We start from the raw sequence: 15,659 nt of genomic DNA, 5'->3' as shown, positions 1-15,659 counted from the left end.
GCCAACCGATAGATCCGTCCGGGCGCTGCTTCAATTCACCTGGTTACTGCCTGCGCGCTGAGGCGAGCGCCGGCGAATCGGGTGCTGCTGCAGCAATTGCGTTCTGCGCGCTAGCGCCTGATCCTTGCCGGCCTGCTCCTGCACGGCCCGCGAGGCGTCGAGCAGAGCCTGGAGCGGTTGCTCTGGCGCCTGAATCATCTGTTCGAGTACCAAGGCCGTCTGCGCAAACAGACAGGCCATGTCATTGCTTTCGTACAGCCCGGCAATGCATTTGAAGCCAACCCCGATGGTCGTCGACGAGTTGACGAACTCGGCGATCAGGTCCAGCTCCGCCGCCGCCTGCCCCGCGGCCCAGGGCCTGATCTGCAGCCCATCGATAGCCACCGGCTGCGCCCCTTGTTCCTGGTAGATGAATTTGATCGCGAACAACGGCGACTTGCCTGAACGACGCGGCAACCGCAGCGCCTCCACCAGGCGATCGAACGGCAGGTCCTGATGGTCCGAAGCACCGATGACCGTGGTGCGGCAGGACGCCAGGAAACTGCCGATCGTCTGTTGTTGATCCACCGAGAGTTGCAGTACCAATTGATTGACGAAGAAGCCGACCATTTCTTCAACGCCGGCGTGATTTCGGTTGGCGACATCCGTCCCCAGGCGGACCCGGGCAGCGCCACAGCGCTGGCTGACGACCAGGGCAAAGCCGGCCAGCAGGAGCATGTACAGGGTCAGGCCCTGTGCCTTGGCAAACTGACGCAAGCGCTCGCTCAAGCCCTGCTCAAGGGCAAACTCGTACACCTCGCAGTCTTGCTGCTGATCGGCGGATGCGCCGCTGCCACTGGCCGGCAAGGTGGTGAAGAAATGCTCGCTGCCCAGTTGCTGCTGCCAGTACTGCAACTGCCGGTCATGCTCCCCAGCCGCCAGCCATTGACGCTGCCACACCGCAAAATCGAGGTACTGCAGGCCTGGCGCGCTCAAGCCAGGCGCCACACCGGTGGCAAATGCCTGGTAGAGCGCGCTGAACTCGCGGATCAAAATGGCAAACGACCAGTGGTCGGCGACGATGTGATGCAGCGTCACCAGCAACACGTGGCGCTCTGGCTCGGTGCACAGCAACTGCACCCGCAGCAGCGGCCCACGCTGCAGGTCGAAGGGACGCAGGGCCTCTTGCTGCACCTGTTGCGCCAGCACCACCTGCCGGTTGGCGCTGTCCAGGGCCTGCAAGTCGACACTCTCGAACGGCACGGGCAAGTGCGCCTGGACCCGCTGCCAGCTTTCGCCCTGATCCTCGAAGAACGTCGTGCGCAGCACCGCGTGGCGCGCAACCAGGGCTTCGAAGGCCAGGCGCACGGCCTCGACCTGAAATGGCCCGAGCAACTCCAGCGCGCGCGGAATGTTGTACATCGAACTTTGCGGTTCAAGTTGCCAGAGGAACCACAAGCGCTGCTGAGCATAAGACAGCGGCTGCGGCTGCGAAGCATCGACCCCATGCAAGTCCGGCAGCACGCGTCGGCTTCCGGTTGCCGGTAACTGCTCGACGAATGCCTGTAGCGACGGGCTGTCGAACAGCGCGCGCAAAGGCAGGTCCAGCTGCAGTTCATGGCGCAGTCGACTGATCACCTGGGTCGCCAGCAATGAATGGCCGCCCAGCTCGAAGAACTGGTCGTCGAGCCCGACCCGCTCAAGCTTGAGGACCTCCTGCCAGACCTGGGCGACCTGCTGCTGCAGCGCGGTGCTGGCGGGCCGATAAGGCTTGCTGGCGACGCTGCTGTCGGCCAGCGCCAGCAAGGCCCTGCGGTCGAGCTTGCCGTTCGGGGTCAAGGGCAGATGGGCAATGACGCTCAGGCGTGTCGGCAGCATGTGCGCCGGCAGGTTCAAAGCCAGGGACTGGCGCAACTCGCTGCACAGTTGCTGGCCCTGCGCCGCGTCCTCGAACAGCTGCCGGTCGGCCCCCACCAGGTAGCCCACCAACTGCTGTACACCTTGCTCTTGCTGGGCCACAACCACCGCATCACGGACCCGCGCATCGGCCAGCAAATGACGCTCGATCTCACCGGTTTCGATACGAAAGCCACGGACCTTGACTTGATGATCGGCGCGCCCGGCATACTCGATCTGCCCATCTGCCGCGTAGCAGCCCAGATCGCCAGTGCGGTACAGGCGCCCGCCAGGTTGCGCGGCGAACGGGTCCGGCACAAAGCGTTCGGCCGTCAACCCGGGCCGCGCATGGTAACCCCGCGCCAGTGCGTCGCCGGCAATGCACAACTCGCCAACCACGCCCGCAGGCACTGGCTGCAGGGCCGGCCCCAAAACCAGCAGCCGGACGTTATCGAGCGGCCGCCCGATCGGCACCATGACCCGTTCCAGCGCCCCGGTGAGCATGGCGAAGGTGACCTCGATGGTGGCTTCGGTCGGCCCGTAGAGGTTGACCAGCGTACCCGGCCAGCGCTGCAACAGCTGGTTGGCCAGGGTTGCACTCAAGGCCTCGCCCCCTGCCATCAGATAGCGCAAGCTGGCCATGTTCTGCGCCGTCGCCGCCGGCAGCACCGCCTGCAGCAACGAGGGCGCCGCCTGGACAATGGTGATGCCCAGCGCTTCGACCCGGGCCCAGAGCCTGGACATATCGGCTGACAAGCCCGGCTCGGCAATGACCAGTTGCGCCCCGCAGATCAATGGCAGCCAGCACTCCCAGACCGAAGCGTCGAAGCTCAGGGCGGTCTTTTGCAGAACCCGGTCGGCAGGCTCCAGTTGCAGGGTGCGCTGCATCCAGTGCATGTGATTGGCCAGCGCCCCGTGCCGCACCTGCACGCCTTTCGGGGTGCCGGTGGAGCCTGAGGTGTAGATCATGTAGGCCAGGTTGTCCGGGTGCAGGCAGGTGCTGACATCGGCGATTGGCGGCCCGGCGTAGGCTGCGCTGTCGAGCACCAGGCGGGTAACGCCCGCCGGCACGTCCAGCGCAAGGCCCGGCTGAACGAGCAACAAGCGCGCGGCGCTGTCGTCGAGCATGAAGCGGATGCGCGCCTGCGGATAACCGGGGTCCAGTGGCAGATAGGCGCCACCGGCCTTGAGGATCGCCAGCAAGCCAATGATCATCTCCAGGCTTCGCTCGACAGCAATGGCGACGACCACCTCGGCCCCTACCCCAGCCTCACGCAAACGGACTGCCAACTGGTTGGCTGCGCTGTTCAATTGCTCGTAGCTCAGGCGCTGGCCGGCATACTCGACGGCACAGGCCTGCGGCGTGCGCGCCGCCTGCTGCCGCACCCAGTCATGGATAGCCAACGGCGGCACGTCCACCGGCGGCTCAGGTTGAGCCCGCTGCAACACCGCCTCGCGTTCGGCCTGCGCCAACATCTGCAGTTCGCCCAGCGGCGTCGACAACGCGTGCGGCAATTGCTCGAGCACAGTGCGCAAATGCTCGGCCAGGCCCTGCAGCGCCTGCTCGCCGAAGGCGTCGCAGGCATAGTCGTAATCGAGCTGCAGCTCATCGCCCACGCTCACCGCCACCGACAACGCGTAGTGGGTCTGCTCCTGGTTCGCCACCGCACCAAATCGAGGGCCCTGCTGTTGTTGCAACGCCTCGGTCAGCGGGTAGTTCTCGAACACCAGAATATGGTCGAACAACGCATGGGCCTGATGCCCCGCCCAGCGCTGGATTTCGAACAGCGGGGTTTGCTCGTGCTCGCGCACCGCAAGGTTGAGCGCCTGCACCTGCTCCAGCCACTGCGCCAGGGTCTGCTCGGGCCGCGGGCTGGCAATGATCGGCAGGGTGTTGATGAACAGGCCAATCTGCTGCTCGATCCCCGGCAGCGGCAGGCTGCGCCCGGCCACCGTGGTGCCCACCACCACGCTGCGGCGCCCGCTATAGTGCTGCAGCAACAGCAACCAGGCCGCCTGCACCAGGGTATTGAGGGTGATTTTCTGCTGACGGGCGAAGGCACTTAGCTGCGCGGTGTGCTGCGCGTCGAAGCGCTGGACCAGGCTTGCACGCAGGCCCTGGGCCTGTGCCCGGCCCGCTTCGGGCAGGTAGCGCGCCAGGTGCAGCGGCTCGTCCAGCGCCTGCAGCTGCGCAGTCCAGAACTGCTGGGCTGCCCGTCCATCAAGACCCTGCAAATGCTCGATGTAGTCGCGGTAGCGGCTTGCCGGCAAGGCGCCAGGCTGGTCGTTGTAACGCGCCAGCACTTCGCCGAGCAGCCTGGCATTACTCCAGCCATCCATCAGGATATGGTGGTGGGTGTAGATCAAGTGATGCCGCTGCTCACCGGTGCGCACCAGATCGAAGTTCAACAAGCCCGCGACCTGCAGGTCGAAGCCGTGTTGACGCCGGCTCAGGGCCAGGCCCTGGAGCCTGGACGCCAGCCCGGCATCGCCGCGCCAGTCATGCTCGCGCAGATCAAGCCGGACCTGCTTGCAGACAAACTGCAGCGGCTGTGCCAGGCCGCCGTCCCAGATAAAACCACTGCGCAGAATATCGTGGGCCTGCACCGTCGCCTCCCACGCCTGGCGAAAGCGTTCCGGCTCCAGGCCGTCGACGTCAACCCGTAACTGGTTGACGTACTCGGCGCCGTTGTTGCTGTACAGGGCATGAAACAGCATGCCCTGCTGCATGGGCGACAGCGGGTAAAGCTCATCGACCTGGCCGAGCAGCGGCGCAAGCTGATCGAGTTGCGCCTGCCCAAGCCTGGCCAGGGGGAAATCCGATGGTGTCGCCTGCGCGCCTGGCAGCTGGCAGCAATGCCCGATCAAGCCTTGCAGCTCATCGAGGTAGGCATCGGCCAAGGCCTGGACGGTACTTGCCTGGAACATGGCTTGACTGAACGTCAGGCGCAGGCCCAGTTGCCCTTCATAGACTTGCCCCTCGATACTCAGCCAGTTGGCCAATGGCGCATCGCTGGCCTGCCCGGCGCCACCCGGCTCACTGGCCGGATACAGCAAGGCGCGCTCGTCGAACTGACTGTCAAAGCGCCCCAGGTAGTTGAAGGTGATCCGCGGTGCAAGCGCATCACCGCCCAGGCTTGCGCGCTGCTGCGCGCTCCCCAGGTAACGCAGCACGCCAAAGCCCAGGCCTCGATCAGGCACCGCCCGCAACTGCTCCTTGATCGATTTGATCGAAGCCCCAAGATCATCCTCGGGTACCAGCCGAAGCGGGAAAATACTGGTGAACCAACCCACGGTACGGGTCAGGTCCAGGTGTTCGAACAGATCTTCGCGGCCATGGCCCTCCAACTGCAGCAACGCACTGTCATGCCCCGTCCAGCGACACACCGCCCGCGCCAGGGCGGTCAGCAGCAGATCATTGACCTGGGTGCGGTAAGCGCCCACGGCGTCCTGCAACAATTGCCGGGTGTGCTGCACATCGAGGCGGATTTCAATGCTTGCCGCGTCGCGGTTGTACAGCGTGCCCTGGCGGTTGTCACAGGGCAGGTCCACAGCGTGCTCAAGCTGCGCTTGCCAATATGGCAGTTGCTCGCCGGCACGCTCGAGGTAATCCTGCAGCTGCACAGACCAGGCCTGATAGGCACTGGTCTTGGCGGGCAGTTGAACAGCTTGCCCGGCCTGCAACCGGGTATAGGCCGACTGCAGGTCTTCGAGCAGGATCCGCCAGGAAACCCCGTCGACCAGCAAGTGATGAACCACCAGCAACAGGCGTTGACTGCCATCGCCCATGTGCACCAACAGGGCCCGCAGCAACGGCCCCTGCTGCAGATCGAGGCTGCGCTGGGCGGCCTCGCACAGCTCAAGTAGCTGGGTCGGCGTATCGGCCTGACGCTGCCACAGCTCAAGGGCCGCTGGCGTGGCCTGGTGAAACTGGCGCCAGCTCGCGCCCAGCGGCTCAAAGCGCAAGCGCAGGGCATCATGGTGATCGACCAGCGCCTTGAGCGCCGCTTCCAGCAACGCAGGCTCCAGCGTTTGCCGCGCATTGAGCAGCAATGACTGGTTCCAGTGCGCCGGTTGCGTCAGTGACAGCTCAAAAAAGCCCTGTTGCACCGGGGTCAAGGCTACATCGCCATGCACCGGCCCCTGCTCGATTTCGCGCACCGTACCGGCTTGCGCCGCCTGCGCCAGGCTGCGCAACGTCTGGTACTGGAACAGATCGCGCGGCGCCAGCAGCAGGCCGGCCTGGCGCGCGCGGCTGACCACCTGGATGGCAATGATCGAGTCACCGCCCAGCTCAAAAAAGTTGTCATCCAGACCAATGCGCTCATGCCCCAGCAGGGTCTGCCAGATCTGCGCCAGGGCGCGTTCACGTTCACTGCCCGGGGCCTGGTAGGCGCCTTTGGGGGCAGCCTGGGGCGCAGGCAACGCCTTGCGGTCGAGCTTGCCGTTGGGTGTCAGCGGCAACGCCGGCAAGACCATCAGGTGATTGGGCAGCATGAACTCGGGCAGGCTCTGCAGCAGCCAGGCCTTGAGCCGGGCTTGCCAGTCGTCCGGCGCCTCACCTTCAAACACCAGGTACGCCACCAGTTGCTTGCCCTCCGGGGCCAGCACCACGGCCTCGCGCACCAGAGCATGCTGAACCAGGCGCGCCTCGATTTCGCCCAGTTCAATGCGCAGGCCGCGGATCTTGACCTGATGATCAAAGCGCCCCAGGTACTCGATAACCCCGTCGACCCGCTGTCGCACACGATCGCCAGTGCGGTACAAGCGCTCGCCACTGCCAAACGGGTCAACCACAAAGCGCTCGGCGGTCAACCCCGGGCGGCGGTGATAACCGCGGGCCAGGCCTTGCCCCCCGAGGTACAGCTCACCCGCAACACCGGGCGGTACGGGCGCGAGGCTAGCATCCAGCACCAGGGTACGCAGGTTGGCGATCGGCACCCCGATCGGCACGCTGTCGCGGCCCTCGTCCACACAGCTCCAGTGGGTGACATCGATGGCCGCTTCGGTAGGGCCGTAGAGGTTGTAAAGCCCGGCCTGCGGCAACTTGGCAAACACCTGTTGCTGGGCATCCACCGGCAGCGCCTCGCCACTGCAGACGATACGCTTGAGGCTGCGACAACCCTCGACACCCGGCTCATGAATAAATGCCTGGAGCATCGACGGAACAAAATGCAGGGTAGTGACCTGATAACGCTCGATCGTGGCAATCAGCCGCGCAGGCTCGCGGTGTTCGCCCGGCGCGGCCACCGCCAGGCGGGCACCGCTGAGCAGCGGCCAGAAGAACTCCCAGACCGACACGTCAAAGCTGAACGGGGTTTTTTGCAGTACCGTGTCGCCGGCCTCCAGGCCATAAGCCTGTTGCATCCAGCACAGCCGGTTGACCAGCGCCGCGTGGCTGTTACCGGCGCCTTTGGGGCGGCCGGTGGAGCCCGAGGTGTAAATCACATAGGCCAGCTGCAGCGGGTCGACGACGATGTTCGGGTTGCTCGTGGCGTAGCCACCCAGCCAGGCACCGGCCTGGTCCAGCACCATCACCTGCACCGCCTGCAGCGGCAAGCGCTCGGTCAGCGACGCCTGGGTCAGTACCAGGCGCACGCCGCTGTCCTCGATCATGTAGGCCAGCCGCTCGGCCGGGTAGTCGGGGTCGAACGGCACGTAGGCGGCGCCGGCCTTGAGGATCGCCAGCAGGCCGACAACCATCTGCAGCGAACGCTCGACAGCAATGCCGACCAGGCTGTCGGCACCGATGCCGGCTTCGATCAGGCAATGGGCAAGCTGGTTGGCGCGGGCGTTGAGCTCGGCATAGCTGAGCGTTTGATCGGCAAACAGCAACGCCGTGGCATGGGGGCTGCGCTCGACCTGGGCTTCGATCAGCCGGTGCAGCGGTTGCTGCAGTGGATAATCAACGGATGTCGCGTTCCAGTCGACGACGATACGCTGCAACTCTTGAACATCAAGCATGCGCAACTGCTCGACAGGCGCGTGCGGTGCGGCCAGCATCGAACCCAGCAGGTTCTGCCAATGCCGGCCCATGCGCTCGATGGTTGGCGCCTCGAACAGGTCGCTGGCGTAGGTGATTACAGCCTGCAGACGCCCGCCCTGCTCAAAGGTATCCAGGCTCAGGTCAAACTGGGTGGTGCGGCTTTGCCAGTCGACCTGGCTCATCTGCAGCCCGCCCGCCAGGTGCAGCGTGGTGACGTCGGCGACCTGCGGCTGATGGTTGTACATCACCTGGAACAACGGCGTGTGGCTGAGGCTGCGCTCAAGGGCAAAGGCCTCCAGCAGTTGCTCGAACGGCAGGTCCTGGTGCGACTGGGCCCCCAACACCGTGTCCTTGACCGCCGCCAGCAGTTGGCTGACGGTCGTCTGCCCGTCGAGCCGGGTACGCAGTACCTGGGTGTTGACGAAGCAGCCGATCAGGCCTTCGATCTCACTGCGGTTGCGGTTGGCAATCGGCACGCCAACGCGCAGGTCACGCTGACCTGTGTAGCGGTACAGGAGAATGTTGAACGCCCCGAGCAGCAGCATGAACAGGGTCACGCCCTGGCTGCGGGCAAACGCGCCCAGGGCCTCGGCCAGTTGCGGGTCCAGGCTCAAGCGCTGGCGTGCACCGCGATAGCTGGGCAACGCCGGGCGCGAATGATCCAGCGCCAGTTCCAGCGGCGGGTGCTCCTCGCCCAACTGCGCGCGCCAGTAGTCGAGCTGACGCTGCTTCTCGCCCGCTTCCAGCCAGCAGCGCTGCCACAGGGCGTAATCGCTGTACTGGATGGGTAGCGCGGCCAGGGCCGGCACCTGCTTGCCCAGGTGCGCGGCGTACAACTGGCTGAACTCTTCAATCAGGACGTTCATCGACCAACCGTCGGAAACGATATGGTGCAAAGTCATCAACAGCACGTGCTCATCGGCCTTGAGCTTGAGCAGCAGCACCCGCAGCAACGGCCCCCGGGCCAGGTCGAAGGGCTGCAGCGACTGTTGCTCGGCCAGGGTCCGCACGCGCTGTTCACGTTCGGCGGCATCCAGCACACCGAGGTCCAGGTGCTCGACCTGCGGCCATTGCGCAGCCGGCATCAGCGCCAGGCGTTCATCGGCTTGCTGAACAAACACGCTGCGCAGGGTTTCGTGGCGCTGTACCAGGCTGGCAAACGCCTGTTCCAGCGCCTCGACATCCAGGTTGCCCTGCAGGCGCACGGCGCTGGGCAGGTTGTAGGCCGCGCTGCCAGGCTCCAGTTGCCACAACAGCCACATGCGCTGCTGGGCATAGGACAAGCCGCCCTGCCCGGCCACCGGCACCTGGGCCGGGATCGGGAACTGGGCAAAGTCGACCCCTTCGCGGGCCAGCCCCTGAAGAAAGATGCGGCGCTTTTCCAACGGCAACTCTATGAATCGGCGGGCAAGCTTGCGGGCATCTTCGGCATTCATCGGCTTTCATCCATCCAGGGGAACAACGAGCCTGCAGGCCCGGTAATTCAAGAAAAACGGATGACCGCGAATGAAAATTAAGCGCATCGGGCTGATGACCCAGGAGCTTTGAAACATTTGCTTTCAACTAACCCTGCGGGTTTTACGATTCTCGTTCGTCTTATCTATTGCAGTCCCTAGGCTGAGCATTGGCTCGACCTCAATTTCTCTGAAAAGACACCTGCAATGTCCCAGAAAGCGAAAAAGTCCAAATCCAGGCTGTGGTTCCTGGTCCATAGCTGGCTCGCCCTGCCGATCTGGTTTTTCGTCCTGATCGTCTGCGTCACCGGCACCCTGGCGGTGGTCAGCCAGGAGATCGTCTGGCTGGCCAACCCTGATGTGCGCGCCAGCAAGCCTGACGGCGACGCCGAGCGGCTGAGCTTCCAGCAGGTGCTCGATGCCCTGCACAAGGCCGAGCCGGACATGGCCGTGCGCTTTATCAGCCAGCCGGACGGTTCGCACTTTGCCCTGACCGCGGCGGTCACCTTCCCCGACGGCAGCGCCCCGACCCTGTACGTCAACCCCTATACCGGGGCGATCCAGGGCAAGAGCCCGGCGTTCAACTTCGAGGGTTTCACCCGTGCCCTGCACGGCTGGTGGCTGGTGCCGTTCACCAATGGCTACAGCTGGGGCTGGTATCTGGTGTCGCTGCTCGGCCTGCCGATGCTGGCCTCGCTGGTTACCGGGCTGGTGGTCTATAAACGCTTCTGGAAGGGATTCTTTAAGCCGACGTTGCGCTTTAACCATGGCGCGCGGATCTTCTGGGGCGACTTCCACCGCCTCAGCGGCATCTGGTCGATCTGGTTCATTGCGGTGATTTCCATCACCGGCACCTGGTTCCTGATCCAGGCGATCCTCGGTGACAACCACATCACCATTTCCACCGAACCGGTGGTGCCGGTGATTGCCCGCGAAGACGTGCCGCGCACCGAATCCGGCGCACCGGCACCGCGCATCAGCCTGGATGACGCCACGCGCATCGCCAAAGAGCAGATCCCCGGCCTTGATGTGAGCTTCGTGTCGCTGCCCGGCAACGCCTACGCCCACGTCTACCTGGGCGGGCGCGGCTGGTACCCGCTGATGTTCCAGACCGTCAACGTCAACCCGTACAACAGCAAGATCGAGGCGCAGTTCCTGATCAACGACCGCTCGACCCTGGAGTTCGTCACCGAATCCATGCGCCCGCTGCACACCGGTGACTTCGGCGGCCTGGCGATCAAGCTGATCTGGGCGTTCTTCGGCCTGGTGCTGTCGATGATGGTCTTGAGCGGCCTGCTGATCTGGACCAAGCGCACCGCCCAGGCCACCGCTGCCGCCCTCAAGCGCGAGCAACGGCCGCGCAAGCAAACCGCCAGTGCTACCGACACCGCCACGGAGGCCAGCCTATGAGCAAGGCAGCAGTTGCGCCGCAAAGCCCGTTGAGCCGCTTCTGGCACAAGTGGCGCTTTCACCTGAACATCCTGCTGTTGCTGATCCCGCTCGGCTTCATGCCCAAGTACTTTGCCGATGCCGCGCTGTTTCGCGGTGACAGCGGTCTGGGCGAGCGCGAGCTGGGCGAGATCAAGGTCGGGCCGTGGAGCGTGCAGCTGGCCGAGTTGCGCGATGAAGCACCGCGCGCCGATGGCCCTGCCGGTTACTTCAAAGCCTTCAACATTGCTCTGTGCCAGGCCTGCATTCCCGAGGTCAAGGCCGCTTACCTGCGCATCGGCAAGCCGCGCAGCCTGCGCGCCGCCGGGACGATTTTTTTCGGCACCCCGTACCGCATGAGCACCAGCCTGCCAGTGCCGGCCAAGACCCGCGCCGATGCCGAAATCTGGATCACCCTCGAAGGCTGGGACGGCAGCATGCAGCAGGCTGCCGTGCCGCTGAGCAAGGCCTCGCCGGCCACCGTCGCCTGGCTGAACAAACAAGGAGGCAAATGATGACGTTGCGCAAACTGCTGCTGGCGTTGCTGCTGCTTGGCGCAAGCGGCCAGGCCATGGCCCACAACCCGATGTGCGAATGCAAGCCGATCGATGGCGGGCAAATCGAATGCACCGGCGGCTTTTCCGACGGTAGCGGCGCGCCCGGGGTAACCCTCGACGTGATCGGCTACAACGAAGAGATCCTGGTGCCGGGCAAGCTGGGGGAAAACTCCAAGCTGACCTTCAAGCGCCCTGAAGGCGAGTTCTATGTGCTGTTCGACGCAGGCCCCGGCCACGTGGTGGAAATCGACTACGCAGATATCGAGCAATGAGCCGCGTGCAGGTGGTGCGCCCGGCCGGTGCCGGGCATGAAACCCTGTACGTGCTGCTGGTCAGTTTGTTGATCCTGGCGGTGGCCGCCGGCATCGTCGCCCTGCGCGGCGAACGGCATGACGAGGTCAGCATCGAGGCCCACCAACTGGATGCCCGCCGCGACCTGACGGCCGCCGAGCAAGGCGTGTATGCCGACCTGCGGGTGGCCTTCGACGAGATCCAGGCACGCCGCGAAGAAGCCCCACAGTTGCTGACCGTCGAAGACCTGGCCGAAGAAGGCTTCCCGCCCTTCGTCGCCGATGCCAGCGCCGCCAGCCGCGGCCAGCACCACTGGCAACTGCTGCAGGAACGCGCCTACCTGGGCCTGAGCCAGGCCAGCACGGTGGCCGGCAGTTTCCTCTTGCTGGTGCCCGAAGCCGTGGACGGCACAGCCGACGTCTGGCTGCAGCGCAGCCCTTCCGCCAGCGCCCCTGCCGACTTCAGCCAGGCCGCGCTGATCGCCGCCAGCTGGCAACAGATCGCCGCCCACTACGACGCCGGCGTCACCCGCCAGCATCGTCACTGACACAAGGACGCCCCATGTTTCGCGCCACCCTCGCCCGTCGCCTTCTAAGTGTGTTCCTCGCCTGCGCCCTGCCCGCCCTGGCCGTGGCCGATAACGGCAAGCCGCTGCGCATCGGCATCACCCTGCACCCGTACTACAGCTATGTAAGCAATATCGTCGGTGACAAGGCCGAGGTGGTGCCGCTGATTCCGGCCGGCTTCAACCCCCATGCCTACGAGCCACGGGCCGAGGACATCAAGCGCATCGGTACCCTGGACGTGATCGTGCTCAACGGCGTCGGCCATGACGACTTTGCCGACCGGATGATCGCCGCCAGCGAAAAACCCGCCATCGCCACCATCGAATCGAACAGCAACGTACCGCTGCTGGCCGCCACCGGCGTGGCCGCGCGCGGCGCCGGCAAGGTGGTCAACCCGCATACCTTCCTGTCGATCAGCGCCAGCATCGCCCAGGTCAACAACATCGCCCGCGAACTGGGCAAGCTCGACCCGGACAACGCCAAGTACTACAGCCAGAACGCCCGCGCCTACGCCAAGCGCCTGCGCAAACTGCGCGCCGAAGCCCTGGCCCAGGTCACCGAAGCGCCGGGCGCCGAATTTCGCGTGGCGACCATCCACGCCGCCTACGATTACCTGGTGCGCGAGTTCGGCCTGGAGGTCACCGCCGTGGTGGAACCGGCCCATGGCATCGAACCCAGCCCGAGCCAGCTGAAAAAGACCATCGACCAGCTCAAGGCCCTGGATGTGAAGGTGATCTTCTCGGAGATGGACTTCCCTTCGGCCTATGTCGAAACCATCCAGCGTGAGTCAGGGGTGAAGATCTACCCGCTGACGCACATCTCCTACGGCGAATACAGCAAGGAGAAGTACGAAGTCGAGATGAAGCGCAACCTCGACACCGTGGTGCGGGCGATCAAGGAGTCCCAGGCATGACCGTGGCCCAGCCGCTGCTCAACCGCGCCTGCGGGCCGGACATTGCCTTCGCCGAGGTCGACCTGACCCTGGGCCGCACGCGCATCCTCGACAAGGTCAGCTTCAACGTTGCCGCCGGCAGCGTGCATGCGCTGGTCGGGCCCAATGGCGGCGGCAAGAGCTCGCTGATCAAGACCCTGCTCGGGCAGATGCCGCACCAGGGCCAGTTGACCCTGACCTGGCCGGGCGACCAGCAGATCATCGGCTACGTACCCCAGGCCCTGGAATTCGACCGTGGCCTGCCAATGACCGTGGACGACTTCATGGCCGCCATGTGCCAGCGCCGCCCGGCCTTTCTCGGCCTGTCAGCCAAGGTGGCGCCGGCCATCGACGCGGCGCTGCAGCGGGTGGGCATGCTCGACAAGCGCAAGCGGCGCATGGGCGCCCTCTCCGGGGGCGAGCGCCAGCGCGTGCTGCTGGCCCAGGGGTTGATCCCGGCGCCGCAATTGCTGGTGCTCGATGAGCCGATGTCGGCGCTGGACGAGGCCGGTATCCAGGTGTTCGAGCGCCTGCTGCACGAGTGGCGCGCTGCCGGCACCACGGTGCTGTGGATCGAACACGACCTGGAAGCCGTGGCACGCCTGGCCGACCGCGTTACCGGCCTGAGTCGCCGGGTGCTGTTCGATGCGCCACCGAAACAGGCACTGACCCCGGACCGCCTGCTCAGCCTGTTCTCCATCCACCCGCGCAGCGAGAGCACTGCCTGATGAACTACGAAGAATTTCGCCTGCTGATCCAGGGCTGGGCCACTGCCGGTTACCTGCCCGAGGCCCTGGCCTACGGCTTTGTGGTCAATGCCCTGCTCGCCGGCCTGATGATCGGCCCGGTGCTCGGCGGCCTTGGCACCCTGGTGGTGGTCAAGCGCTTTGCCTTCTTCTCCGAAGCGGTCGGCCACGCGGCGCTGACCGGCGTTGCCATCGGCATCCTGCTTGGCGAACCCTACACCGGTCCCTATGGCAGCCTGTTTGGCTACTGCCTGCTGTTCGGCATCCTGCTGAACTTTCTGCGCAACCGCACCGGGCTCTCGCCCGACACCCTGATCGGCGTGTTCCTCTCGGTATCCTTGGCCCTGGGCGCCAGCCTGCTGCTGATGCTGGCCGGCAAAATCAACGTGCACATCCTCGAGAACGTGCTGTTCGGCTCGGTGCTGACCGTCAGCGGCCAGGACCTGCTGGTGCTCGGCATCGTCGGCAGCCTGGTGCTGGCCCTGGCCTTGCCGCTGTACAACCGCATCATGCTGGCCAGCTTCAACCCGCAACTGGCGGCGGTGCGCGGCGTTGCGGTGAAGAGCCTGGACTACCTGTTCGTGGTGCTGGTGACCCTGGTCACGGTGGCGGCGGTGAAAGTCATCGGTGCAATTCTGGTCGGCGCCTTGCTGGTGATTCCGGCAGCGGCGGCGCGCTTGATCAGCCAGTCGCTCAAGGGCTTTTTCTGGGCTTCGGTGCTGATCGCCACCCTGAGCACTTTGGTAGGCATCCTGCTGCCGATCGTCTTCGACCTGCCGGTGCCTTCGGGTGCGGCGATCATCCTCGTCGCCGGCTGCTGCTTCGCCCTCGCCGCCCTCGCCCGCGGCCTTGTTCCACGCCTGCAAGGAAACCCGGCATGACCTTCAAACTCCAGCACCTGTGCCTGGCCCTGGCCCTGGCCGGCCTGCCGACCCTGAGCCTGGCCCAGAGCGCCCCGGCAGCGGCCAAACAACAAGCGGCCGGGGTGACCGTCCTGGCCTCACTGCCGGTGACCAACACGCTGGCCAGCGCCCTGCTCGACGGCACCTCGGTAAAACTGCAACGGGCAGCGCCGGCGAATATTCCGGCCTCGCGCCAGCCCTCGTACTTCAGCGGCCGCGGTGGTGCCAGCCTGCAAAAGGCTGCTGGCGGCGCCGATGCGGTGATCGGCCTGCGCTCGATCTGGAGCGACGACCCGTTGTACCCGGTGGCGCGGCGCAGCAATATCCGCATCGTCGAGATCGACGCCGCGCGCCCGGTCGATGGCGCCCTGCCGGGCATCGCCGTGCAGGGCAACAATGCCTTTGCCGGCTACCCGTGGCTGAACCCGAGCAACCTCGGGCGCATGGCCGATGTGCTGGCCAACGACCTGGGGCGCTTGAGCCCGGCCGACCAACCGAAAATCCAGAGCAACCTGGCGGCGCTCAAACGCCAGTTGCTCGAGCTCAGTGCCGGCAGCGAAGCGCGCCTGGCCGAAGCGGACAACCTCAGCGTGGTGAACCTGTCGGATCGCCTGGATTACCTGGTCAGCGGATTGAACCTGGACCTGATCGACCACCCGCAGGTGGCCGATGACCAGTGGGATGCGGCGGCGCTCAAGCGCCTGGGCGATGAGCTCAAGAACCAGGAGGTGGCGCTGGTGCTTCATCACAAGCAGCCGAGCAAGGAAGTCGCCGAGGTGATAGCAGCCTCCGGGGCCAAGCTGCTGGTGGTGGAGACCGATGCCCAGGATTCACTGGCGGGGTTGAAGGCCAGTGTCGAGCAGGTGGTGGGGGCTTTGGTCGCCGGCAATAGCTGAGGGCCTCATCGCAGGTCCCTGTGGGAG

General features: G+C 65.3%; 9 protein-coding genes. 8 read left to right on the top strand and 1 reads right to left on the bottom strand.

The annotated features are described in order from the left end of the window. Positions 1–30: 30 nt before the first annotated feature. Positions 31–9,297 carry a non-ribosomal peptide synthetase gene (locus BLR26_RS12925; RefSeq protein WP_093381082.1) on the bottom strand — a complete coding sequence of 3,089 codons (9,267 nt, stop codon included), beginning with the start codon at positions 9,295–9,297 and terminating at the stop codon, positions 31–33. 225 nt (positions 9,298–9,522) lie between these two features. Between BLR26_RS12925 and BLR26_RS12920 the strand changes: the two genes are divergently transcribed. The 8 genes from BLR26_RS12920 to BLR26_RS12885 are packed head-to-tail and all read left to right on the top strand — an operon-like array spanning position 9,523 to position 15,632. Next, on the top strand, positions 9,523–10,725 hold the full coding sequence (locus tag BLR26_RS12920) for a PepSY-associated TM helix domain-containing protein (protein ID WP_045194614.1): 1,203 nt from the start codon (positions 9,523–9,525) through the stop codon (positions 10,723–10,725). Further along, the gene (locus BLR26_RS12915; RefSeq protein WP_045194615.1) at positions 10,722–11,258 is read left to right on the top strand and encodes a hypothetical protein; all 537 of its coding nucleotides are present in this window, start codon (positions 10,722–10,724) and stop codon (positions 11,256–11,258) included. Before BLR26_RS12920 ends, BLR26_RS12915 begins: the two co-directional genes overlap by 4 nt. Next, positions 11,258–11,572 carry a hypothetical protein gene (locus BLR26_RS12910; protein WP_045194616.1) on the top strand — a complete coding sequence of 105 codons (315 nt, stop codon included), beginning with the start codon at positions 11,258–11,260 and terminating at the stop codon, positions 11,570–11,572. Before BLR26_RS12915 ends, BLR26_RS12910 begins: the two co-directional genes overlap by 1 nt. Further along, positions 11,569–12,138, top strand: a complete 570-nt coding sequence (locus BLR26_RS12905; protein ID WP_093381079.1) for a DUF6162 family protein — start codon at positions 11,569–11,571, stop codon at positions 12,136–12,138. The genes BLR26_RS12910 and BLR26_RS12905 overlap by 4 nt, the downstream gene beginning before the upstream one ends. A gap of 14 nt (positions 12,139–12,152) precedes the next feature. Next, positions 12,153–13,070 (top strand): metal ABC transporter substrate-binding protein, encoded by a 918-nt coding sequence (locus BLR26_RS12900; RefSeq protein ID WP_045194619.1) that lies wholly within the window; start codon positions 12,153–12,155, stop codon positions 13,068–13,070. After that, the gene (locus BLR26_RS12895; protein WP_045194621.1) at positions 13,067–13,816 is read left to right on the top strand and encodes a metal ABC transporter ATP-binding protein; all 750 of its coding nucleotides are present in this window, start codon (positions 13,067–13,069) and stop codon (positions 13,814–13,816) included. Before BLR26_RS12900 ends, BLR26_RS12895 begins: the two co-directional genes overlap by 4 nt. After that, positions 13,816–14,715, top strand: coding sequence for a metal ABC transporter permease (locus BLR26_RS12890; protein WP_045194622.1), 900 nt, complete (start codon positions 13,816–13,818; stop codon positions 14,713–14,715). The genes BLR26_RS12895 and BLR26_RS12890 overlap by 1 nt, the downstream gene beginning before the upstream one ends. Continuing rightward, entirely contained in the window at positions 14,712–15,632 is a 921-nt protein-coding gene (locus tag BLR26_RS12885) for a metal ABC transporter solute-binding protein, Zn/Mn family (protein ID WP_093381075.1), read from the top strand. The genes BLR26_RS12890 and BLR26_RS12885 overlap by 4 nt, the downstream gene beginning before the upstream one ends. Positions 15,633–15,659 lie beyond the last annotated feature (27 nt).

The sequence above is a fragment of the Pseudomonas sp. UC 17F4 genome, assembly GCF_900101695.1.
GTDB lineage: Bacteria > Pseudomonadota > Gammaproteobacteria > Pseudomonadales > Pseudomonadaceae > Aquipseudomonas.
This window is presented reverse-complemented; position numbering and strand designations above follow the sequence as displayed.